Annotated in this window: 19 protein-coding genes, 3 pseudogenes and 1 other annotated feature; of the genes and pseudogenes, 14 read left to right on the top strand and 8 right to left on the bottom strand. The window is 61.0% G+C overall.

Annotated elements, in window-relative coordinates:
- Nucleotides 1–2,064, bottom strand: a complete 2,064-nt coding sequence (gene rlxS, locus ACN9MX_RS17505) for a relaxase/mobilization nuclease RlxS (protein WP_363829852.1) — start codon at nt 2,062–2,064, stop codon at nt 1–3.
- A 275-nt stretch (nt 2,065–2,339) separates the two neighbouring features.
- On the opposite strand from rlxS, the gene ACN9MX_RS17500 reads away from it, so the two are divergent.
- A complete protein-coding gene (locus ACN9MX_RS17500) occupies nt 2,340–2,702 on the top strand; it encodes a hypothetical protein (protein WP_363829850.1) in 363 nt (120 codons plus the stop codon).
- Nucleotides 2,703–2,712: 10 nt separating this feature from the next.
- Here ACN9MX_RS17500 and ACN9MX_RS17495 read toward each other — a convergent pair whose 3' ends face one another.
- From ACN9MX_RS17495 to ACN9MX_RS17485, 3 genes are all read right to left on the bottom strand, one after another.
- Complete coding sequence (locus ACN9MX_RS17495) at nt 2,713–3,624, bottom strand: HEPN domain-containing protein (protein WP_363829847.1); 912 nt, start codon at nt 3,622–3,624, stop codon at nt 2,713–2,715.
- Nucleotides 3,625–3,714: 90 nt separating this feature from the next.
- Complete coding sequence (locus ACN9MX_RS17490) at nt 3,715–3,960, bottom strand: sigma-70 region 4 domain-containing protein (RefSeq protein ID WP_363738185.1); 246 nt, start codon at nt 3,958–3,960, stop codon at nt 3,715–3,717.
- Nucleotides 3,961–4,019: 59 nt separating this feature from the next.
- Complete coding sequence (locus ACN9MX_RS17485; protein WP_363829844.1) at nt 4,020–5,771, bottom strand: ParB/RepB/Spo0J family partition protein; 1,752 nt, start codon at nt 5,769–5,771, stop codon at nt 4,020–4,022.
- Between ACN9MX_RS17485 and ACN9MX_RS17480 the strand changes: the two genes are divergently transcribed.
- A complete protein-coding gene (locus tag ACN9MX_RS17480) occupies nt 5,770–6,048 on the top strand; it encodes a hypothetical protein (protein WP_363829841.1) in 279 nt (92 codons plus the stop codon). The two genes, ACN9MX_RS17485 and ACN9MX_RS17480, sit on opposite strands and share 2 nt — an antisense overlap.
- 183 nt (nt 6,049–6,231) lie before the next feature.
- On the opposite strand, the gene ACN9MX_RS17475 is transcribed toward ACN9MX_RS17480, so the two are convergent.
- Nucleotides 6,232–7,146 carry an SDR family oxidoreductase gene (locus ACN9MX_RS17475; RefSeq protein WP_363829838.1) on the bottom strand — a complete coding sequence of 305 codons (915 nt, stop codon included), beginning with the start codon at nt 7,144–7,146 and terminating at the stop codon, nt 6,232–6,234.
- 105 nt (nt 7,147–7,251) lie between these two features.
- Between ACN9MX_RS17475 and ACN9MX_RS17470 the strand changes: the two genes are divergently transcribed.
- Nucleotides 7,252–7,836 carry a TetR/AcrR family transcriptional regulator gene (locus ACN9MX_RS17470; protein ID WP_363737257.1) on the top strand — a complete coding sequence of 195 codons (585 nt, stop codon included), beginning with the start codon at nt 7,252–7,254 and terminating at the stop codon, nt 7,834–7,836.
- Nucleotides 7,837–7,989: 153 nt separating this feature from the next.
- On the opposite strand, the pseudogene ACN9MX_RS17465 reads toward ACN9MX_RS17470, so the two are convergent.
- A pseudogene (locus ACN9MX_RS17465) lies at nt 7,990–8,373 on the bottom strand (tyrosine-type recombinase/integrase); the annotation flags it as partial.
- A 631-nt stretch (nt 8,374–9,004) separates the two neighbouring features.
- On the opposite strand from ACN9MX_RS17465, the gene ACN9MX_RS17460 reads away from it, so the two are divergent.
- The 6 genes and pseudogenes from ACN9MX_RS17460 (at nt 9,005) to ACN9MX_RS17435 (ending at nt 14,317) form a co-directional block, all read left to right on the top strand.
- Complete coding sequence (locus ACN9MX_RS17460; RefSeq protein WP_363737258.1) at nt 9,005–10,279, top strand: cation:proton antiporter; 1,275 nt, start codon at nt 9,005–9,007, stop codon at nt 10,277–10,279.
- Between the two features lie 145 nt (nt 10,280–10,424).
- A pseudogene (locus tag ACN9MX_RS17455) lies at nt 10,425–10,673 on the top strand (transposase); the annotation flags it as partial.
- Nucleotides 10,674–10,837: 164 nt separating this feature from the next.
- Nucleotides 10,838–13,161: pseudogene (locus ACN9MX_RS17450) on the top strand (IS3 family transposase).
- Between the two features lie 60 nt (nt 13,162–13,221).
- Nucleotides 13,222–13,449 carry a hypothetical protein gene (locus ACN9MX_RS17445; RefSeq protein WP_363737259.1) on the top strand — a complete coding sequence of 76 codons (228 nt, stop codon included), beginning with the start codon at nt 13,222–13,224 and terminating at the stop codon, nt 13,447–13,449.
- A 237-nt stretch (nt 13,450–13,686) separates the two neighbouring features.
- Nucleotides 13,687–14,016 carry a hypothetical protein gene (locus ACN9MX_RS17440; RefSeq protein ID WP_363737260.1) on the top strand — a complete coding sequence of 110 codons (330 nt, stop codon included), beginning with the start codon at nt 13,687–13,689 and terminating at the stop codon, nt 14,014–14,016.
- 7 nt (nt 14,017–14,023) lie between these two features.
- Entirely contained in the window at nt 14,024–14,317 is a 294-nt protein-coding gene (locus ACN9MX_RS17435; protein WP_363737261.1) for a hypothetical protein, read from the top strand.
- A gap of 218 nt (nt 14,318–14,535) precedes the next feature.
- On the opposite strand, the gene ACN9MX_RS17430 is transcribed toward ACN9MX_RS17435, so the two are convergent.
- Nucleotides 14,536–14,778 carry a hypothetical protein gene (locus ACN9MX_RS17430; RefSeq protein ID WP_363829832.1) on the bottom strand — a complete coding sequence of 81 codons (243 nt, stop codon included), beginning with the start codon at nt 14,776–14,778 and terminating at the stop codon, nt 14,536–14,538.
- A gap of 322 nt (nt 14,779–15,100) precedes the next feature.
- Here ACN9MX_RS17430 and ACN9MX_RS17425 point away from each other — a divergent pair, with 322 nt between their 5' ends.
- Nucleotides 15,101–16,036, top strand: coding sequence for an AraC family transcriptional regulator (locus ACN9MX_RS17425; RefSeq protein ID WP_363737264.1), 936 nt, complete (start codon nt 15,101–15,103; stop codon nt 16,034–16,036).
- Here the strand turns inward: ACN9MX_RS17425 and ACN9MX_RS17420 are convergent.
- Nucleotides 15,960–20,243 carry a chemotaxis protein CheB gene (locus tag ACN9MX_RS17420; protein ID WP_363829826.1) on the bottom strand — a complete coding sequence of 1,428 codons (4,284 nt, stop codon included), beginning with the start codon at nt 20,241–20,243 and terminating at the stop codon, nt 15,960–15,962. The genes ACN9MX_RS17425 and ACN9MX_RS17420 overlap by 77 nt on opposite strands.
- 282 nt (nt 20,244–20,525) lie before the next feature.
- On the opposite strand from ACN9MX_RS17420, the gene ACN9MX_RS17415 reads away from it, so the two are divergent.
- The 4 genes from ACN9MX_RS17415 (at nt 20,526) to ACN9MX_RS17400 (ending at nt 22,996) form a co-directional block, all read left to right on the top strand.
- Nucleotides 20,526–21,754, top strand: a protein-coding gene (locus ACN9MX_RS17415) for an IS3 family transposase (protein WP_363827375.1) whose coding sequence is annotated in 2 segments (ribosomal slippage) — nt 20,526–20,814 and nt 20,814–21,754 — 1,230 coding nt in all. Because the reading frame shifts where the segments join, the coding sequence is not laid out codon by codon here.
- Nucleotides 20,807–20,923 (top strand) — a sequence feature (AL1L pseudoknot). Its footprint overlaps the gene before it by 117 nt.
- 142 nt (nt 21,755–21,896) lie before the next feature.
- A complete protein-coding gene (locus ACN9MX_RS17410) occupies nt 21,897–22,256 on the top strand; it encodes a response regulator (RefSeq protein WP_363737266.1) in 360 nt (119 codons plus the stop codon).
- A 104-nt stretch (nt 22,257–22,360) separates the two neighbouring features.
- On the top strand, nt 22,361–22,759 hold the full coding sequence (locus tag ACN9MX_RS17405; RefSeq protein ID WP_363829823.1) for a glycine zipper 2TM domain-containing protein: 399 nt from the start codon (nt 22,361–22,363) through the stop codon (nt 22,757–22,759).
- A 72-nt stretch (nt 22,760–22,831) separates the two neighbouring features.
- Complete coding sequence (locus tag ACN9MX_RS17400; RefSeq protein ID WP_363737268.1) at nt 22,832–22,996, top strand: DUF3309 family protein; 165 nt, start codon at nt 22,832–22,834, stop codon at nt 22,994–22,996.
- Nucleotides 22,997–23,065 lie beyond the last annotated feature (69 nt).

Genomic DNA, 23,065 nt, shown 5'->3' with positions numbered 1-23,065 from the left:
TCACATGCCGCCGATTGTCGGACCGCCGCGGCCCCGGCCGATGGTCCAGCTGATCGGCCGGTCCTCGCGCATCAGCCCGGAAAGCTGCTTGCCCACATGGCGGTCCAGCTCGTCGCGCCAAGGGACGAGCGTGAATTCATGGCTGCGCTCGATCAGCGCGAACCGCCCGGAGGTCATATCGACCCGACGCCTGAGTGTCCCCTCCACACGCTCACCCGGCACCGTCTCGGCAAAGGGCAGGCCCATTTCCTTCGAGAGTTGGTTGGCTACGGCCCGCACCTCGCGCTCTCTGAGAATGCGCAACAGATTGCGGCGGTAGATCACCTCTTCCCCCTGCCGTTCGGCCAGTTGCTGATCGACCAGCCATTGCTGGCGCAGGGCCAGCGCCTTGCGCACCTCCTGACCATAGCCGCTGCTGGCAATGGCGGTCTTGTCCGTCGCCGTCAGTTCCTTGTCCAGCCAGGTGGCAGCCTGAACGCCTGTCTGCTCGAGGATCGGTGCGGCCGACAGCATCTCCACCTTCACCGGCTCGGCGCGAGCCTTGCGCTGCTCATAGGCGCGCACGGTATCGAGATGATCGGGACCCATCTTCCATGTGCCATTGGGCTCGCGCTCGGGCTTGCCGGTCGCCTTGCGGATAGCCTCCAGCCGCCGCACATGGGTCTCGACAAAAGCCTCGCTGGCATCGGGATCATGGTTGAGGTGAATGCCCAGGCTGTAATGCCCGGCATGGGCGCCGGCGATCTGGGCGACGGTACGGTCGACGGCGCGCGGTTCTGTCTGCCTGGGTGTCAGGCTCACCATGCCGCCGACCGGCGTCGGCTCGGCGCTGGTCCCGACATCGACATAATGGCTGCGTCCGTCGATGCCGTCGACCATGAGATAGCGGCGCTCATGATCGTCATCGGCGGCGCCCCGTTTCATGACCTTGCCAATGATGGGCCCCGTGATCTGTTCCGGCGCCTGATCGATGCCATGCACGACATAGCGGTGGGCATCGATCCGGGGCGCTTCCTTCTCCCGCGTCATCTCCCGATGCATGAGGCGGATGATGTCGCCCCGCATCCCCATGTCGGCGAGCGTCTTTTCCATATGCGGCGCCAGCGACCAGGAGAGCGGTCCGGCGGGCTCCGCCAGTTCCATCCGCTCCAGCACCCGCGCCCTGGCGACGAGCAGTTGCTGCTGGCCCGCATCGATGCCCTGCGGGCCCTCCATGTGGCGCAGGTCGATGACATGGTCCTGTGCCTGTGACAGCATCATCCGGTCGAGCCGGGTCAGCCGTTCGGCATCGACCTCGCGTTCGAGCTGCTGGCGCACCTCGATCTCGCTCTGCGGACCCAGGGACCGGGTCATGATTTCCGATGCCCGATAGCGGATGGCATGGGCGATATAGTCGCCGGCTATGTTCAGGGTCTTGCCGTCCTCGGTGACGCCCCGGATCAGGATATGGCTATGGGGGTGTCCCGTGTCGAAATGATCGACCGCCACCCAGTCGAGGGTCGTGCCCAGATCCTCTTCCATCTTCGCCATCAGATCGCGGGTAAAATCGCGCAGCGTATCGAAGGCCGGGCCGTCCTCCGGCGCGACGATCAGGCGGAACTGATGACGGTCGTCCAGACCCCGTTCCGCAAAGGCCCTAGAATCGGCCTCATCCGCGAACGTCGAATAGAAGCGCCCCGGCTCACCATCGCGGCTGACGCCATCGCGTTGCAGATAGCGCAGATGCGTCCCCACAGCGCCGACCTTGCCGGCGAGCTTCACCACCCGCGCTTTCACCGTCACCCGCCGGGGCCGCACCCGCATGCCGCTGCCCCGGTCAAAGGACCAGCCCGAACCGCGTGGCACGGCGGCCGCGATCCGCGCGCCGCGACCCCGTGCATTGAAGCGGCCGGAGCGAGGGCCAGAAGCCGACCCATCAAGCCCCAGGCGGCGCGGGTTGCCGCCGCGCCGGGCAACCTGCTTCAGAATCTGCGAGCGCAGCCGAGCCGCACGCGGCGGGCGGGCGCCCTTGCGCCGCGAACGCCCGACGCGGGGCTCGAAGCTATCGTCATCCTGTGCCATCATCGAGGATATGGCGAGAAAGGCCCCAGGACCTCAAGTATCTCGCGCGAAAGTCACGCTTTGCTGCGGCTTTGCGAGCAGACAGTGCCGGTTTTCTGGCTATCGGGAGATAGGCCGTCTCCAGCAAAAAGGATGTGCAGACAAAGGCTTGGCCGGGCAGATGCGACGAAGCGTGCCGGCCTTTATCTTGCTGCGATCTCCTAACCCGGCACCCCTTCCTTATGTTCCCTATATGTTCTATTCTCAGGCCCATAGCGATTCTCAGGGAAGGGCCAGGCATGGGCGTGCAGATCGAGGCAATGGACGGCGGCAGGCTGAGGCTGAGCGGCGAGGTCGAGACCATATTCGACCTGCCTGCCAGCGCGGTGACAGACGGCTTTTCCTTCGCCTTTTCCGATGGGACATTGCTGCGCGGCCATCATGATATTGGCAGCGGGCGCTGCCATTTCACGCTCGCGGCGGAGGGTGCGGCCATTGTCAGGATCGTGCGTGATGGACGTCACGACCAGGCGCAGATTGAATGGAAAGTCGAATGGATGACGCTCGCCTGTGGCAGCAAGACGCTGTGTCCGATCCATGCCAAACCGCATGATGACGGGCGGCAATTGGTGCTGGATATAGAAGCCAGGGAGGCGGCGTGACGCGCTGCGCTCAGGCAGCCTTGGCGAGGGTTTCGATGCGGCTTTCGCAAGCTTCGCGGACAAGATTTTGCAGCAGCGACACCCGCTGCGCGATCCAGTCCAATTCCTCTTCGGTGATGCGATAGGCGCGTGAATAGCGGGCCTTGATATAGGCATCTCGCAGCAGGGAATAGCAGCGCTTCTCAAAACGGGTCTCGCGGGGCCAAACGGTTTTGAGCGACGGCTCCAGTTCCTCGGCCAGATCGCGCAGCCGGTTCAGATTATGGCTCTTGGGGCTGTACAAAGTGCGGACGAGAAACAGGCAATGATAGAAGCGCTCGGTCGCCTGATGCAGGAGAAACGCCGCTTCCTTCGGACGATCCATTTCCTTCACGAGCTGACTCGTTTTCAGGAAAGTTTCAGCGCTTTCAAACCACTCGTCGAAATAGTCCTGCGTCTCCTTGAGCGCCTGCTCCGGCGATAGCGGTTGTGGTTCGACAAAGGGGTGGCCCGGCTCCTCGAACAGGGCGATGCCGTCGCGCAATATGTCCATGAAGAAATAGCGACCCAGCCGCAGCTTCTCGTTCACATCGTCGAGGCTGTGATAGATCAGGCTGACCGGCGTGCGCAGGATTGTGCCCGCCGACAGGTCGGCGAGAAGCTGCGCCTCGGTCTTCTCCCAAAACTCCGCAATGTCGGTCAGATCGTCATGATTGACGACGATCAGCAGGTCATAATCGGAGAAATAGCGGCCCACCGGGTCTTCGACCCAATCGCCCCGCGCATAGCTGCCGAACAGGATGATCTTGAGCAGCCTGCCGTTACGATAGCGCGGCTGGGTGCGCTGCGCGGTGGCACGGGCAAAGCCCTCGCGCACGGTCTCGACCACATGCGCCAGTTCGCGCCGCTTGCCTTCGGGCAGATGGTCGAGGCTGGTCTTCATGGCCCTAGTCCTAACCTGCTATCGCAAATCCGCCAACCTCGCCGCGTAGCAGCGACGAGGTTGACGGCATGAAATCTCTCCGCCTCGCAATCATTTGCGCCACCATCGGCGCGGTGGCGATGCTTCTCCATGGCGCAGATGGTAACCGATATGGGCGATGGCGCGGCCCATCTGCCGCTCGACGGCCCGGACGGAAAGGCCGGTTATTCTGGCGACCTCCTCATAGGTCATGGCGTCGAGCCGGACGGCGAGGAATATCTCGCGGCGCAGGCGCGGCATCGTCAGCAGGGCCGCCTCCAGACGTTCCAGCCGATCAGGATCGGGGGTGTCGGTCATGACATGTCTCCCGTTCAAAGGAAGGACCGGCGGCCTGAAAGACCGCCGGTCAGGGCAGGTCATGCAGCCAGCGACAGGGGCGCGGGTTCGGCGTCCACGGTATCGGTGGATAAGGCCATGGCCTCGGCGGCCCTGGCTGTCCGGCTGACGCTGCCAACGCCACCCCGCTGCGTGTAGCTGCTGGGAGGAAAATACAGCCAGCGCGGCACCCAGCCCTCGACCTTGGCGCGCCCGTTGGTGCCCGCAAGACAGTCGCGGATGATCTGCCGCTTGGTCTTGCCGGTCTCCTTCGCATTGGCCTCGGCAATATCCTTGCCCGCCACCTCGGCCAGCATGGCGTCGATCACCACACGGTCGCGCAGACTATCGAGCAAGGCATCGTCGGCCTGCCAGACCTGCGCCATGTCGATAGCGAGTTGGACGCCCAGCGCATCGACAAGATCGCACCTGGCATCCAATGTCTCGCCCATCGCCACTGAGAGAATGGCCATGACGGTGGCATCGTCCAAGGTGCAGAGCTTGGCATAGAGGCTGGTCAGCCCATCGCTGCCACCCGTGATGGTTGGGGTATCGGGATCGAAGTCCAGTACCGCCAGCAGCCTGCGCCGCTCGGCATCGAACTGCGCCTCGGATGGGCTGTTCTCGACGCTCTCGGCAATCGCATCGGCGGCGCGCTGCGGTTCGGTTCGGATCGTCCAGAGCGGCGATCCTGCGATCATATGCGCCACCGCTACACGCAGGCACAGGCCAGGCTGACCGATCATCCGCGCCCGGACGGCAGCATGGCGATGCAGGTCGATATAATCCTGCTGGCTGCTCGTCACTTCGGGCCGTGAGGGCTTGTTGGTGATGTCCTCGCTCTCACCCTGCTTGGCAAGCTTGCGGGCCTCCTTCGATGTGAGATAACCCTCATGGAAAGTGACATCGCCCCTATGGCTGGTGACGACATAGACCTTGCCGCCCTTGCGCTTGGGGCAGCGCTCATATTCCCAGCCATGGAAGGGTTCGCCCTGCGGGAGAAGGACGACATCGTGCCACCCGGCATCCCGATATTGCTCGACCCGCGCCTCTATCGCCGCATTCTGGGCCTGCCAGAAGGCAGCGACATCCGCGAAATAGCGCTCCTCCCCGAACAGGTCGGCAACAATCCCACCGTCATAGCTCTCCACATCGAACAGCGCCGCCTTGACCGGGATCGACACCCCTCCGAACAGCCACGCCTTCAACGCCGATCCCGTCGGCACATAGGCGCTCTCGTCATCGAGCAGGGCCAGCCAGTCGCGCTGCTGGGATTTGGAGGCAAGGGTCAGATGCCGCACGGTTACCGTGTCGATCTTCCCGGATCGATAGAGATTGCGGATGCGGGGCAGCAGATTGCCCAGGGCTAGGGTCCGTTTCACCTGCAACGTGGTAAGCCCGAAGGTCAGCGACAGTTCCTCGACGCTCCGTCCCTCGCGCATCAATCGCGTGAAGGTCTCGCACTGGGTCATTTCATCAGGATCGAGCCGGGCGATATTCTCGATCAGCGAGGCTTCCAGCGCTGCCGCATCGTCCCCTGCCTCGATCACCGCGCAGGGCAGCGGATCGGCTTCGCCGCTTTCTTGCGCCACGGCCAGCGCCGCCTGATAGCGCCGCTTGCCTGCCACGATCTCATAGGTGTCCGGACTGCCATTCACCCTCACGATCAGCGGCACCAACACGCCCCGCGCCCTGACGGACGGGAGGATATTGGACAGGTCCGCCTTGCCCTTGCCGCGCATGTTGACGGCAGAGACGGCGAGCTTTGCGATGTCGATATGCTTGAGTTCCATGATCCTTCACTCCTTCAAACCGCAGCAACCGGCGCCGGAATGGCGGGTGGGCGGCAGGAGCGGACCGGCAGGCCCGCCGGCAGAGCCGGGCTGCATCCGCAGGACCGGAACGCAGGTGGAGGACTCCGGTGAAGCCGGAGTTGCGGCCCGGCGCGGCGGGCCTAAAGGGCAAGCGACGCCCACCCGCCAGATCGACGCCGCCAAGGCCAACGCTGTCGCACCGCAGGCGCGGCGACCGCCGGGGCGGTGCGTAGCACCGGCCCTCATGCGTTACTGATCGTTACCCGCATGGGACGAGACGCCAAGGGCGGCTCGGTGGAGCGAAGCGGAATAGAGCAGGATCGCGCCAGCGGCGCGAAACGCCGATCATCTCTTTTCAAATTTCGGTCCGACTGCGATCGCCCTGATCCCCGACGTTCGTGGCCCGAATTGCGCAGCCCGATAGCGGTCCTACATTCAGCTATACGATCGTCATGCCGATGAGTTGTTCCGAGACAGTCCACAGGCGTGTGGCCGCCACTTCATCCAAAGCCCTTGAAGGTATGTTCGCCCGAGCTGGGAAGCCTCGCGTTTCACTCAACCCGTCCGGACCATAATAGGCTCCCGGTTCCGCGTCGGGGGATGTTGCGGCGAAGAGCGTCGGGAGTGCGCCCCGAGACGCGGGTTGGAACAGGAACCATAGCAGCGATCGCGTCAGGCCCATCGCGCTCCAGCGTCCTGGTGCATTGTGAAGCAGATCGGTTCGCGCGATACCCGGATGTGCGCCAATGCTGGAGAGTCCCCATCCATTTGCCTCGCTGCGGCGCTGTAGTTCCAGCGCGAACATGAGGCAGGCCAGCTTCGACTGGCTGTAGATCGGCATGGGCTTGTAGTGCTTGTCCGCATTCAGATCGTCAAAATCGATCGAGCCGCTCCGTGCTGCGACGCTCGACAGTGTAATGACCCGGGCGCCATCGCTGGCTCTCAGGAGCGGCAGGAGTTGGCCTGTGAGCGCGAAATGGCCGAGATAATTGGTCCCAAGCTGCAACTCGAACCCGTCTTCTGTCTCCCGGCGCTGTGGAGGCACCATGACACCGGCATTATTGATCAGGAGGTCGAGGCTCGCTTGCTGATTTCGCAGCCTCTCTCCAAATGCTGCAATGGACTTCAGACTGGCGAGATCAAGCTGCTCGAAGCGCACATGGGCATGTGGGACCTGGGATCGGATCGATGCGATCGCTGCAGCCCCTTTTTCTTGGCTACGGCCTGCGATGATGACGTCGCAACCAGCACTTGCCAAGGCCAGCGCATCCTCGAAGCCTAGGCCTCCTGTTCCCGTAATGACCGCAGATCGGCCGCGCTGGGAGGGAATGTCGGATACGGTCCATGTCGTCACGGGAGGAGCCTTTTCAAAAAAGCGCACTTAGTGTAAAAAGACAAATATCGCACTGAGTGTAATTTTCAAGAGGCAATGCTTATTGTGCCGAGCGCAACCTCTCAAATGTCCACCGACGGATTGCGGGAGCGCAAGCGCCGCGAGACCCTGCAGCGGATAACCGATGCGGGAATCGCGCTTTTCGTCGCCAAGGGTTACGAGACGACCACCATCGACGAGATCGCGGTCGCGGCCGGAATCTCTCGGCGGACGTTCTTCTATTATTTCAAGTCGAAGGACGACATCCTCCTGTCTTTGCAGAGCGGCATGGGCGCGATGATCGCGGACGCAATCCGGCGTGCGCCAGACACCATGCGACCACTCGATGCGATCCGCGAGGCAGTGGTGGTGGTTAGCGCGTCAGTACCGACGGACGACATGATCGTTATCGACAGGCTCATGCGCTCTAGCGAAGCGGTTCAGGCGCGAAAGCAGGCAAGCTATGTGCAACACGAGCAAACACTGCTCGCGGCGCTGCGAGAGCGCTGGCCAGATCAGCCGAGTGAGATGGCACTGCGGCTCGTCGCAATGATGGCCATCGGCGCCATCCGGCTTTCAACGGAAATATTTCACAACGAGGGCGGACAACGTCCAATCGAGGCGGTGCTCCGCGAGGCTTTTGAAGCGTTGGACAACGAAATCGCGCCCTAATTTTACTTCGAATTCTACAACCGAAGTCTTCCTGCTCGGCGGCTGCTGCCGCCGACAAAGCTGTCGTTCGCGGGGGCAGATTCGCTCGTTGATACCTGCCGGTCGTTCATAGGGGTGGACCGGCTTCCCAGAGATATCAGGAAGCCGGAATTTTCAAATTTCGGTCCGTTCGGACAGCGTCAGAGCATCATCGACATCTACGCCGAGATATCTGACTGTATTTTCGATGTTGGTATGGCCGAGCAGGATTTGCACGGCGCGAAGATTGCCTGTGGCTTTGTAGATCAGCGCCGCCTTGGTCCGTCGGATCGAGTGTGTGCCATACTCGCGTCTGTCGAGGCCGATCGTCGAGACCCATTCATCGACGAGGCGCGCATATTGACGTGTGCTCAAATGACCGAGGTCGATCCCGCTTGGGAATACGAAGTGGCGTATCGTCCCGCCGCGCCGATCAAGCCATGCTTTGAGGCTCTTGCGTGCCTCGGACATGATCTCGAATTGCACCATCGCACGTCTCCTACGACCTTTGATGGCCGCGCAAAAAACGCTCGGCTAAAACTATGGGCATTCCGTAGGGAGACGTCACGGATATCTCCCAATGGTCCCGACCAAAATTCAAACCTATCGGAGCGCCAAGATAGATTGAGGTTTCGCGTACTCATGCGCGTATAGAGAAGCATGCGAGGAGGTCTCGAAGCATGAAACGTCACCTGATTGCTGCTGCATTGATGCCGTTTTCGACCGCAGCCAGCGCGGCCGCGCCTATCGTTGTGCATCGCGATCCCGGCTTCGGCTATTGCGAGAAATAGGCGGTGGAGGTGCAGGCCCAGTTTGGTCGCCGCGTGACCCTGATCGACGATCAAGCCCGAGCGACATTTCAGCGTACCCACGGCTTCTGGGGTTTGACCAAGGACGCTGTTGAGCGGGACCGTGAGATCAAGACACCGCTGGCAACGCGGGCGCTTGTCCCGTCGCTTGCATCCACGCAGGCTCCGTCACCCCCTGTCATGAAGAGCGCATCAATGTCCGACCCACAGTCGCGACCGGCGTGCGCAAGGTGATTGAGGATGCACTGCGCGCCACCGGCTTCACTGTCGCTCCGGACGATTTCCTCGACATGGGCGTTCGCGTGAGCGTGGTACCGCTCTGAAGGGGTGCAGGAAGGCCCATGCCCAACGCCGCTCTTTACATCCAGATACTGGCGGGCCTCGGTGCGATCATATTGATGACGGCCTGGGTTCCGATGATCATGCGGAAAATGCCGCTCTCGCTGCCAATCTTCTGTGTCGGGGCCGGCGCAGCCTTGTTCATGCTGCCAGCGTTGCACCCCTTTGCCGTTCATCCGCTACAACACCCGATCGCTGTCGAACGCCTGAGCGAGCTGGTCGTGGTGGTTTCACTGATGGGCGCCGGCCTGAAGATTGACCGGCTTATCGGGCTTCATCGCTGGGCACTCACCTGGCGTCTTCTTGCAATTGCGATGCCGATCACGATCCTGCTGGTCGCGGCGCTCGCCTCGTCCCTTCTGGGGCTGGGAATTGCCGCGGCAGTGTTGATAGGATCAAGTCTCGCGCCGACCGACCCCGTGCTGGCCAGCGACGTTCAGGTTGGAGCACCCGGAGAGGGGGAGGAAGGGGAAGCCCGCTTCGCGCTCACATCCGAAGCGGGACTGAATGACGGGTTGGCCTTCCCCTTCGTCAATCTGGCGATCGCCATGACAGGCCTGTCGTTCGGGACCGAGGCGTTCGGGCGCTGGCTGCTGATCGACCTGATCTGGAAACTTCTGGTCGGGCTCTGCATGGGTTATGGCATTGGCAGGGTGCTTGGCCATTTGACCTTCCACCTTCCCAATGTGGCCAAGCTGTCGCGCACCGGCGACGGTTTCGTCGCCCTGGGCGCCGCGCTGGTTGCTTACGGATTAACGCAACTGGCCGGTGGGTACGGCTTTCTTGCTGTGTTCGTCGCAGCGCTCGGCCTTCGTCATGCCAGCCGTGACCACAGCTATCAGCATCGGCTGCATGCGTTCGCGGAGGAAACCGAACGCCTGCTCATGATGCTGTTGCTCGTCCTGTTCGGCGGCATGGTCATGCATGCCGGCTTACTGGCAAAGCTGGACGCCCGGATCATTGTGTTCACTTCCCTCACCATTCTTGTCGCGCGTCCGCTCGCCGGCTTCATCAGCCTCAGCGGATCGCAGATACCCTGGCGGGAAAAAGTCGTGATCTCTTTCTTTGGAATTAGAGGAATGGGCACGATCTATTATCTCGCCTTCGCCCTCAATCAGGCTGATTTCCCTGACCCGGCGAAGCTTTGGAGCATCGTCGCCTTGACGGTGCTTGTTTCGATCCTGCTGCATGGCATCACCGTCACTCCGGCCTTGCAGTTCCTTGATAAATGGCAGGCGCGGCCGAAGGCCGATGCTGGAAGGCCACCCTCAATGTGAGGAAGCAAGCTTCTCCGAGGACATTCTGGCATTGCTGGAAGGGGCTTCTTCCAAACAAGTCGTTAGGTGGCCTCACCGTTACATGCTGAATAGCCCCTAGTTTTCTAGACGCCTTCAATCCTACTTTTGAGGACAGGAGGTGATGATGGGGAAGCCCAATTTCAGCGATGAGTTCAAGCGTGATGCGGTGGCCCAGATCACCGAGCGCGGGTATCCGGTAGCCGAGGTCTCGCAGCGGCTAGGCGTGAGTCAGCACTCGCTGTATGCGTGGAAGCGGCAGCTGGCGAAGCAAGTGTCGAGCGATGCCGGCAAGGATGCCGAGATCCGCCAGTTGAAGCGCGAGCTGGCCCGGGTGACCGAGGAGCGCGACATATTAAAAAACGGTCCCCGGCTGAGCCCGCCTGTGCAGGGTAGAAACGGGCCGTGCTATGGTGTTGGCTAGGAGGGTCGCGGCCGTTCGCTTATTGGAGGCATGATACCCCGTTAAAAAACGTGGCCCGTGGGCATTTGCGTACTTGAGAGTGGTGACGCCGTGCTGCGGCGATCCCGATTAGGAAGATGACGGTTGGCATAGCCCATACCCTCCGCTTTGAAGGAGGACATGGAATGACAGGAGCAAAATCCCCAGGTTCAGACGCTTTGTCCATGGTCAACCCTGGCGCCGCCGCCATCGATATCGGCTCGACCATGCACTTGGCGGCCATTAATCCGCAGGCGGACGACAATCCCGTGCGGGCATTTGGCACGTTCACCGGCGAGCTGCATGATATGGCCCGTTGGTTCAAGGCGAGTGGTGTCACCAGCGTGGCGATGGAATCCACCGGCGTTTACTGGATCCCGGCCTATGAAGTGCTGGAGGAGCACGGCTTTCACGTCATTCTCGTCAACGCCCGATACGCCAAGAACGTCCCGGGCCGAAAGACCGATGTCAGCGATGCGGCCTGGCTGCAACGCCTTCACAGCTATGGGCTATTGCGAGGGAGCTTCCGTCCTGAGGCGGGCGTGGCGACCATGCGTTCTTACCTCCGGCAGCGCGAGCGTCTGATCGAATATGCAGCGTCCCATATCCAGCACATGCAGAAGGCGCTGATGGAGATGAACGTGCAGCTTCATCACGTCGTTTCCGATATCACCGGGGTTACGGGCATGCGGATCATCAGGGCCATTGTGGCCGGCGAACGCACGCCCATCACGCTGGCGGAAATGCGCGACGTCCGTTGCCACGCGTCCGTGGAGACCATTTGCGCCGCCTTGTCGGGAAACTGGCGGGATGAGCACATCTTTGCACTCTGCCAGTCGCTGGCCTTGTACGACTTTTATCAGACCAAAATCCTCGAATGCGATCGTAAGCTAGAGGTCGCGCTCAAGGCGCTCGAAATCGACAAGGGGCACGATATCCGCCGCCTCCCCAAAGTCCGGACTAAAAGACGGCAGGTGAACGCGCCTGACTTCGAGGTCCGGTCCGCGCTTTATCGCGTGCTGGGCGTGGACCTGACACAGATCCATGGAATCGGACCGTCTCTGGCGCTCAAGCTCGTCGGCGAGTGCGGCACCGACCTTTCGGCTTGGCCCAGTTCAAAGCATTTTACGTCCTGGCTATGCCTGGCGCCGGGTAACAAGATATCGGGCGGCAAGCTGCTGTCATCAAAGACACGGCGATCGTCGAGCCGCGCGGCGGCACTTTTGCGCTTGGCTGCAACCACGATCGGCCGCAGCGACACCGCGCTGGGCGCGTTTTACCGGCGGTTATCTGCCCGAGCGGGAAAGGCGAAAGCCGTGACCGCAACGGCGCGAAAGATCGCTGTCCTTTTTTATAACAGCCTGCGCTTCGGGATGGCGTATCATGATCCCGGCGCCACCCAATATGAAGAGCGGTATCGCAGCCGGGTGATCGGCAACCTCCAGCGCCGCGCCAAGGCCTTTGGCTTCTCGCTTCAGGAACTGACACCGGAGCCTGATATGGCTGTTTCTTAGGAAGCCACCGCGTATTTCGCCAGGGATGCAAAGTGAGATACGCGTTCGTTGCTGAGCATCGTGACCAGTTCAGGGTTCGGTCGATGTGTCGATGCCTGCGCATCCAGCCCAGTGGTTTCTATGCCTGGCAGAAGAGCCCGCTGAGCCAGCGGGCTCGAGAAGATGCTCGGCAGACGGAACTGATCCGGCAGGCCTGGAACGACAGCGGCAAGATCTATGGCTACCGCAAGCTGCACGATGACCTGCTGGATCAAGGCGAGACCTGCTGCCCGAACCGCGTTGCCCGGTTGACCAGGCTGGCGGGCATCAGGGCGCAGATCGGCTACAAGCGCAGGCCCGGCAGCTATGGCGGCAGGCCGTCCCTGGTGGTCGACAACACCCTCGATCGCCAGTTCGACGTGGGTGCACCAGACCGGGCCTGGGTGACAGACATCACCTACATCCGCACCCTGGAAGGGTTTGCCTATCTGGCTGTCGTGATCGATCTGTATTCCCGCCGCGTGGTGGGTTGGTCGATGCAGAGCCGGCAGACCACCGATGTGGTGCTGCAGGCGCTGCACATGGCGGTATGGCGGCGTAAGCCGAAGCACCGGGTGCTGATCCATTCGGACCAGGGCTCGCAGTTCACCAGTATGGACTGGGCTGCGTTCATCCGGGCTCACAATCTTGAGCACTCGATGAGCCGGCGCGGCAATTGCCACGACAACGCGGTGGCCGAGAGCTTCTTCTCCTCGCTCAAGCGCGAGCACATCCGGCGCCGGACTTACAGAACCCGCGAGGAAGCCCGGCAGGACGTGTTCAATTACGTCGAGATGTTCTACAACCCGGTTCGAAAGCAGGTCAGGAACGGGATGCTGTCGCCTGTCGAGTTCGAACGGCAGAAGATTTTGAAAGCGGAAGGCGTCTAGAAAACTAGGGGCTATTCATGAACAATTGACGCCAGCGCCCTCAAGCGCCGCATTTGGATCATGGAAAAAGGCATCATGAATATATCCCAGAACAGCGTTGGCCTGGCGGTTTCACTGATACAGGCACAATCTCGCCTGCCGTCTGTGCCGGCAAGCGAACTGATAAAATTACAGCGGCTGGAATGTCTGCTCACGACTGCTCGCGACAAGCTTGCGCGCGGGGGAGCGCTGTCCCGGGCCGATATGCAACGCCTCAACGGCGCCCTCGACGACCTGCAAGCCACGTGAGCGTCGCTGGCGGGTCGCGTGGTGAAGAAGGACCGGCGGCGGCATTCCTTTCCGCCCTTTCCCGTCCGCCTCGATTAGGTGCAGCCCTGAGCCATATCTGTGCTACAATGTGCGATCACCCGGATTTTTGCCCCAGGCATGTCGTGACAGAGAGACCATCGTGTTCCCGCCTGCAAATGGGAGATAATCGATGTCAGACGCTTTGCCGCCTACATGCCCCTCTAACGAGCAGCCGTCATGATCAGCCAGACCACCCACAAATCGGTGATATTTTCCGAGCCATTCCAACTGCCGGAATTCGAAACGCCTCTTCCCGCCGGCACCTATGATGTGGAAACGGAAGAGGAGGTGCTTAAGGGCAATGTCCATACGGCCTTACGCCGGATAGCTACAACGCTGCGCATCAGAAATGGCGCGGCCATCGAGCGTCACCCGGTCAACCCTGAGCATCTGGATGCGGCCTGGGAGCGCGATCAAAGGGCAGCGCGAGTGGCCGGGGTCCCGCCCGCGAATCGGGCCTCGGTTCCTCTCTGGGTCCAAAACATACCCGCCGACGACAGCCGATAGGTCAGCCATGCTCAACAGTTCAGCCATGTGCAGGCGGCAGGCAGCGTATCATCGGCAGGTCGCGGCGGCCTCACCCCTTGAGAAGGTGCGCAGGATCGCGCTTGCGGCCGCCAACGCCTGGGAGGTCCAGGCCATGGAGGCGGAGGCACAGGAAAGCGGAGAGCGGGGCATGTTAAGCGCACAAGGCGCAGCGATCGCTCTGGAATTGCACCGGGAGGACGAGGAAAAGGAACGCGCCCTCATGAAGCGCGGCGCGGACAAGAGCGATTTCAATCGTCTGCAACGCCCTGCAGACGATTGAAAGACGCACCCGCCCAGCACGGATAACGTCATCAGCTTTTCAGCGTCACGATGCTCAATGTACCCGGCTTCTGCGAAGGGCTGGAGGCATTGTGCTTCCGGGGCTTTGCGGCCTTGGGTTTACGAACTTCGCGGTTCGATCTTTTCTGACTTTTGGCCATCGGAACGCTCCTTCAAGATCAAAATGGACGGCTCGCAGCAGGAACGGCGCAACCGGGATCAGCATTCCCGCTGAACCAGGCCGCCACCCTCATTCTCCCATTCGTCGAGGGCATCTTCGAGCTCAACCTTTCGTCCCGCAGCCCACGCCTCGTCGCCGGCTCTTCGAATATGGCCTTTCAACCAAATCCTGGCAGCGACGATTTTCTCATAGCCGTGGATCGATCCCGCATAGGCCATGCGGGCGACCGCCCCGACAAAATCATCATTCCTTTGGGGATTTTTCGTCTCATATTTACGCATCGTAATCATAGGAGGAGCTCCCATCAGGCAAGCGGGAGCGGATGTCTCTCTGTCACAGGATGCTTGCGATCAAAAGCGAGTGATGAAGCACTATACCATATATCCGGTTGGATGACGGCATCGATTCCATCCTCATGGCCAATATTTCTGCAGCCCGGAGAAAAGCTGCGAGATCACCGCATTCAGGTCGCCAGAACCGGCTGAGTAATTTCCGAGGCTTCTTTGCGAACAGTGAACCCGACATTGTCGGCGAAGCGCGCTCGGAAGTGCGGATGGTTGCAGCAATACGGGGCGAGTGAAGCGGAAACATGGGGGAATTGCCATGACAAATGTGGGTCTGCACCGAAAGGGATCGCGTTCGGGAAGGAACTCGGCTTCCGATATCCTGACCAGACAGGATTTTCATCCATCCGGCAGTCCCAATTCGATCCGTCTGCGTTATTTCGCCCCGCCAGCCGATCTGCGATTGCACATCGGCTGCATATATCTGGTCACGACGGATACAGATCATGCCACTGGCATGATGGGCGCAGACTTTCCCCAATTGCGCTTCATGCTGTCGGGCAGCGGCCACTATATCTTTGCCGATTCCGCCACCTTCGCGACGCCGATGGTCTGCATGCTCGGCCCGACCATGGGGGCGACCCGCTTTCTGTTGGCTGGGCCTCTGCAAATGTTGGGGGTCGCATTGCTGCCGTTGGGCTGGCTTGCGCTTACCGGCCGTGATGCATCGGCGCATATTGACCGCCTTTATGACATGACGGCGAGTGCTGGTGGCGCCGCCCATGAGGAGATTCTCAGTCGACTCAAGGCAGCTGATGAGCCGGAAGAAGCGGTGATCTTGCTCTGGGATTATCTGCGAGCGAATATGGCCGAGGTGCGTCCGGCGATAAGGGCATTTGTCGCTACGGTGGACGACTGGCTGGCCAGCGAGACATCGCCGCAAGTGCGCGAACTTCGGGCCGCCACCGGCCTCTCGGAACGGCAAGTCGGCAGGCTGACCAATCGCCTCTATGGTGCGCCCCCTCAATATCTGGCTCGCAAATATAGGGCGCTCCGCTTTGCCGTGCAGATCGCGCGCGGTGGTCAGGACCGGCACGGGCTTTGCTACGACAGTTTTTATGACCAGTCTCATTCCATCAGGGAAATCAAGCAGTTCCTTGGCCGCACGCCCAGTCAGATCAGGAAACTGCCGATGGCCACGCAAATACCAGACGCGCCAGTTCAGGAAGCGACCTTGCCCCCATTTTACGCATGATCGATGCCCGGTGATTTTCTACGGTACGCTGGCTGATGCCCAAATCCGCAGCGATATTCTTGCTGGGATGCCCCAAAAGCACCATGTCCATTATTTGATGCTGCCGCTTCGTCAATGCAGCGATCCGGCGTGAGGCGGCTTCCTGGACCCCGGACGATTTACCGGCATCATGAGATTGTTCGAGCGCACCGCCAATGCTGGCGAGCAGTGCCGCGCGTCCGACCGGCTTTTCGATGAAATCGCAGGCACCCGCTTTCATCGCCTGAACCGCCAGCCCGATTTCGCCGCTGCCCGTGATGATGATCGCCGGCAATCGGTCGCCCCTGTCCCGAAGCGCTTCCAAAAGTGCGATGCCGCTCATGCCGGGCAGGTTGGCGTCGATCAGCAGGCATCCCTCGCCCCCCGGCAGATATCCGGCGAGAAACGCCTCCGGGCTTCCAAAAGCCTCGACATGGCTGCCGTCGGCTTCCAGTACGTCGCGAAGGGACGCACAAATTTCCGGGTCGTCATCCACGACGAACACGGTGGGCACCGGACCGGCGCCCGACGCCCCATCCATCGGGGCGCCATGCGGCGCACTGTCCGGCAAGAGCCGCTCCATCGCCGCGGCAAGTTCGCGGGGCTGTACCGGCTTGCTCAGTTGCACACAATCCTGAAGCGCGATCTCCGCAAGGGAAGCCGTCGATATGTCGCCGGTCAGGATGATGCCGGGCACGGGATGATTAAGCAGATTGCGGAGCTTCGCCAGCAGTTGCAGGCCGTTCATGCCGCCCGGAAGATTATAGTCGGCCAGGATGATATCCGGCCGGATCGCTCCACCCGATACGAGCTTCACGGCAGTCTTTCCGTCCGGCGCGATCCTGACGATATGCCCTTCAGCCTTGAGCAGTTGCGCGAGCAGGTCAAGGACGTCGGGATCATCTTCAACAAGGATGATCTCGCAACCTGAGCGGGCCGTTTTTCCGGCATCATGCTCGCCCCGTTCGGCAACGAGCGCCGGGCGGGAGCCGCCGCTGCCTCGCCTGACGCCGATGGAAAAAACCGACCCTCTGCCGGGGGCCGACCGGACGCGCACTTCATGATCCAGCAATGCCCCGAGGCGCTGGACGATCGACAGGCCGAGGCCAAGACCAAGGCTGCGTTCGCGCGCGGCGTTGTCGACCTGATGAAATTCATCGAAGATCGCATGAAGCTGGTCTTCCGGGATACCGATCCCGCTGTCCCAGACTTCGATGCGCAGCCCGTCGCCGCTGCGTCGGCAGCCCAGCACTATGCGGCCCCGCTTGGTATATTTTATGGCGTTGGCAAGCAGATTACGCAGCATCTGTTCCAGCAGGCGCGGATCGCTTTCGACTATCGCAGAGCTTGGCCGGACATGCAGAGACAAATGCCTCGCCTGGGCCAGATAGGTGAATTCATTCTGCAGCCGGTCGAGCAAATCCCTGATCGGGAAGGCCACGGGCCGCGCCGTGATCACACCCGCTTCGATCTGGTTGATGTCGAGCAAAGCGTTGAGCATGCCCGACATCGCGCCGACCGTCTGATCGAACCGGGCGATCAGTTTCTGAGCATCCTCGCCTTCGACCAGCTGCGCCAGAAGCGCCTGTAGCAGCGTCAGCGATTGCAGCGGCTGCCGCAGGTCGTGGCTTGCCGCCGCCAGAAAGCTCGATTTGGCCAGGTTCGCCCGTTCAGCTTCCTGCCTCGCCGCGTCCACGGCCGATACGGCCAGCTTGCGCTCGGTGATATCGACGAAGGTAATGACGACGCCTTCGACCCGATTGTCATGGGCAAGATAGGGAAGAATGCGCCGCACGAACCAGACACCGTTCTTCGCGCCGATTTCGCGTTCAATGGCATCCTTGCCCGCCAGGACCGCCTGGGCATCGGTGAGCAGATCTTCATCCGTCGCGAGCGAATGGAGGTCGGCGAGCGGCCGGCCAATGTCGCCAGGTATGACGTTGAAAATGGATCTGGTTGCGGGCGTGAAAAAGCGGATGCTGAGTTCACGGTCAAGGAACAGCGTCGCCACATTCGTGCTGTAGAGCACGTTCTGCAAATCGTCGGCGGTCGTCCGCTGGCGATCAAGTGTTTCCTGGAGCTGCGAGTTCAGTGCCTTCAACTCCTCGTTGAGGGATTGCAACTCTTCCTTGGATGTCAGCAATTCTTCGTTGGTCGACTGGAACTCCTCGTTGACGGACAAGGCCTCCTCATTGATGGCTTTCTGTTCCTGGGTCGACATTTCCAGATTCTGCAGCGCATTCTGCAATTCGTCCTGGGTTTCTTCCAGTTCGCGTTCCAGATCGGCGATCCGGGACCGGTCGACACGCGCCAGGATGGAACCCGGCATGCGTTCCCGGCCAGTCTCTTCGATGAAGCAGACGAGCAACAGCTCCTCTCCCTCATGCGTCAGAAACCGGACATCGATGTCAAACCAGATCGTCGCGCCATCGCGGTTCAGCCGGCTGCGTCCGGCGCTGACCTGCGGCCTGTCCTTCCCGGCCTGTTCGATCGCGAGCCTCAGCTTCGTCCGCAAGGCAGGGGTCGCCATCGCGAGCAGGTCGTGCGAGGGGTAACCGGGCGCTACGCGCAGATATCGGTCCGTGGGGCCAAGCGAATAGAGGCACTGGCGCTGACGATTGACCAGCACGGCGGCCGGCGCATGCGTTCTGAGCACGGCCTGACGACACAGATCGGCAAGCGTCGCCTGACGCGCCGGCGGTTGCGTTCCGGTTGACGCGGCCAATGTGGGAATGCTCTCGTCGAAACTCAACGGAAAGCCCGGATCGCCGGGCCGGCTCCGCGTGATATGCCGATAGATTTTCTCGGTCTTCGCGATCAGTTCGAAGCGGTCGTCGATATTACCGGCGGCATCCGAAGGGCCGAGGAGCAATATCCCCTGTTCGCGCAGGGCGAAATGAAACAGCGCGACGGCCTTCGACTGCGCTTCGGGGTTCAGATAGATCAGCAGGTTCCGGCACGATATCAGGTCGATCCGCGAAAAAGGCGGGTCCGCCAGCAGATTCTGGACCGTGAATATGACGTCGCCCCGCAGGTCGGCAACGACGCGATAGCCGCCGCCATCCTCCTTCCTGAAAAATCGGGCCAAACGGTCGGGCGAAACATCCTCCGAAATGGTTCCGGGATAAAGGGCTTCGCGGGCGGCAGCGATGGCATCGGGCTCAACGTCGGACGCAAATAGCTGGAGCTTGATATCGCGCCTGGCGGCCGTGATGGCGTCACGGCAAACCATCGCAATGGAATAGGCTTCCTCGCCCGTGCTGCAACCCGGCACCCATATCCGCAGCGCCCGATGCTCTTTCAATCCCCCAATGAGGTCTGGAATGATCGTTTTGCCCAGGGTCGTGAAGACCTGCGGATCCCGAAAGAAGCGGGTGACGTTGATGAGCAGGTCCTTGGCGAGCTGATCGCGCTCCCGCGGGTCATTCCGCAACAGCTGCAAATAGCTGTGCATATTCTTCGCCTCGATCGGGGCAAGGCCGATCCGTCTTTCGATCCGCCTTTCCAGCGTGCCACGCTTGTACAGCCGGAAATCATGCGCGGTCGTCTGCCGGAGAAAGTCGATGACATCGGGCAAGCCGGTCGATTCAGGCCGATCGGGCAAAGCAGCGACATGCTTACCGAATTTCGCAAGTGCTTCCGGCATCCGGCCCACAGGAAGCACCGCGTCGACCTTGCCGGTGAGAATGGCGCTGCGCGGCATACCGTCATAGTCCGCTTCGTCAGGGTCCTGCGCGATGATGAAGCCGCCCTTTTCCTTGAGTGCAGGCACGCCGAGGCTTCCGTCCGCGCCTGTGCCGGAAAGGATCAGGCAGGCAGTGCGTGAACCGCAATCCTGCGCCAGCGATTTGATCAGGAAATCGAAGGGAAGACGCGCGCCGTGCCGAGCCTGGGGCAAAGACAGATGCAGCGCGCCGGAGCGTACCGACAGATAGCGCCCGGGCGGAATGACATAGAGGCAATCGGGCTCAAGCAGCGCACCGTCGCTCGCCTGGACGACGTTCATGGCGCTATGTTCGGCGAGCAGTTCTACCATCATGCTCTCATGCGTCGGGGCTAGATGCTGGACCAGAATGAAGGCCATGCCGGAATGGGCGGGTAATCCGGCGACGAGTTTGGTGGCGGCTTCGAGCCCACCGGCCGAAGCCCCTATGGCGATGATGGGAAAAGAGGGGCTCCGCTGCATCATGTGCGCTGGCAAGGTCGTTCGGCGGCTGACGGAGTCGCATGCCCTTCGACCGAGATGCCGCGGTGTCGTTGGCCGACACCCGACTCGGGAGTAAATGCTGCCATGGATCGGATTATAGCATGTCGGCCAGCGCAACCCATTACGCCCAAACGATATGGCATATGCGAGATTTGAGTAATTTCCGACCCTGATCGGTCTGGTGACGGCTCTGCTATGGTCATGGGCAAGCTGAACCGCGCCGGGTTTGCCGGAGGCTCCAACTTCTGAGTAAGTGGAGCCGATATGAGCAAAACGACGAACAAGTTTGCACCTGAGGTTCGCGCACGGGCGGTGCGGATGGTGCTGGATCACGAAGCAGACCATCCCTCTCGCTGGGCGGCGATGATTTCTATCGCCGAGAAGATCGGGTGCTCGGCGCACACGCTGAACGAGTGGGTAAAGAAGGCGGAGGTGGACAGCGGCAAGCGCGCTGGCGTGCCTACCGAGATGGCTGATCGCCTGAAGGCGCTGGAGCGTGAGAACCGTGAGTTGCGCCAGGCCAACGAGATATTACGGAAGGCGAGCGCATATTTTGCCCAGGCGGAGCTCGACCGCCCGTTCAAACGATGACGGCCTTCATAGACGAGCATCGCGCGGAATATGGGGTCGAGCCGATTTGCAGGGTTCTGCCAATTGCCCCATCCACCTATCATGAGCGCGTCGCACAGCGACGTGATCCGGAGCGACTGTCAGATCGTGTCCGGCGCGATCAGGATCTGAGGCCAGAGGTGGTCCGGGTCTTTTCCGAGAATTTCGGGGTGTACGGCGTGCGCAAGGTCTGGCGGCAGATGAACCGCGAGGGCTTTGCTGTTGCCCGTTGCACTATCGCGCGTCTGATGCGCGATCTGGGTTTACAGGGGGTGATCCGGGGCAAGCCCGTGCGCACCACGATCAGCAACAAGGCTGCGCCGTGCCCGCTCGATCATGTGAACCGGCAGTTCCATGCACCGGCGCCGAACATGCTCTGGGTGTCGGACTTCACCTACGTCGCGACGTGGGCGGGCTTCGTTTATGTCGCCTTCGTGATCGATGTCTATGCTCGCTACATTGTGGGCTGGCGGGTCAGCAGGACTGCGCATGCCGGCTTCGTGCTGGACGCACTGGAACAGGCTATCCACGAACGACGTCCTGTCCATCGGGGTGGTCTCATCCATCACAGCGACCGCGGATCGCAATACGTGTCGATCCGATACTCGGAGCGGCTTGCCGAAGCCGGGATCGAGCCATCGGTTGGCAGCGTCGGCGACAGCTATGACAATGCTTTGGCTGAGACGATCAACGGCCTTTATAAGGCCGAGGTGATACATCGGCGAGGACCATGGCGGTCTTTTGAAGCCGTGGAATATGCCACGCTCGAATGGGTGGACTGGTTTAACAACCGGCGCCTGCTCGAGCCCATCGGCAATATCCCGCCAGCTGAAGCTGAGGAACTGTACTACGCCATGCTGGACGACGTCCCCATGGCTGCGTAACTTATACCAAATAGCCTCCGGCAAACCCGGCGCGGTTCAAGCCCCTCGCCGGACCGCTCTTGGGCGCACAGCGCCGGTCAGAATCGAAGATCGTCCAGAGGTGCACGCTTGGAAAAGGCGACGCATGGGAGTATGCCGCATCATGAAGCCGCTTCAGATATTGCTCGTGGAAGACGATGCGGTCATCGCAATGTCCCTTGCAGATCTGCTAAGCGGCCTGGGACACACCGTCTGCGCATTTGCCGAGACCGAAGCGGAAGCGGTGGCCGCCGCCGTTCGATGCAGGCCCGATCTGATGATCGTCGATGCCAACCTGTATGAAAGCAGCGGCATCTCAGCTGTCGCTCAAATCCTCCTCGGGGGCTTCGTGCCGCATATATTCATGACGGGCGATCCCTATCAGGTGCAGGAATTGGCGCCAGGTGCGGTCATCCTGCGCAAGCCATTCAAACTTCATGAACTCATCAGTGCCATCGAACTTTCCAGCCAGTCATCGGACTGATCCTTCACTCGACCAAATGAGTAGTTTCCGATCCTCAAAATACATCCTTAAGCCGTATATGATCATCCCTAATGATTAATAGCAATCATGGCTGGAGAGAAACTATGCGTATCTTCATAGCAGGTGCAATGGCCGCGGTCATGCTTACGGGCTGTATGAACGACGGCAATAATCGTCGTCCGTACGCACAATGGCGACAATATGACTATAACCGGCCAGACCCGAATTATAGCGGATATTATGCCGATCGATATTATCGTGAGGACCGTCGCTACGGCGAGCGCCGCCTGACGCAAAATGACCGCATCTATCGCGGTCAGGACGGGCGCTATTATTGCCGCCGTTCGGACGGCAGCACAGGCCTGGTCATCGGCGCCATTGCGGGCGGCGTGCTCGGTAACATGATCGCGCCCGGCGGATCGGAAACGCTCGGTACAATCTTTGGCGCCGGCGCGGGGGCGCTTGCGGGCCGCGAGATTGATCGCGATACCCGTTGCCGCTGAAGCAGCAACGGCATGGGATCGAACATTGCCGATCCATCCGCAGTGAGGGGATGGATCGGCAGGAGATAGGTTATGTCCATCGGTATCATCCTCATCATCATCCTCGTCATCCTATTGCTGGGCGGTTTCAGTGGCCGCTTTGGCGGCTATGGCTATGGCTATGGTCACGGCGGAGTTGGGGTGATCGGCGTTATTCTGATCATCGTTGCGCTGCTGTTTCTGACCGGTCGGCTGTGAATATAGTTCCCGGCGCGCTCGCAAGCGCGAGGGGGCTTCAGCTTCATTGATGATAATAGAACAGCATCA

Source organism: Sphingobium sp. R-21 (assembly GCF_049913335.1).
Lineage (GTDB): Bacteria > Pseudomonadota > Alphaproteobacteria > Sphingomonadales > Sphingomonadaceae > Sphingobium.
This window is presented reverse-complemented; position numbering and strand designations above follow the sequence as displayed.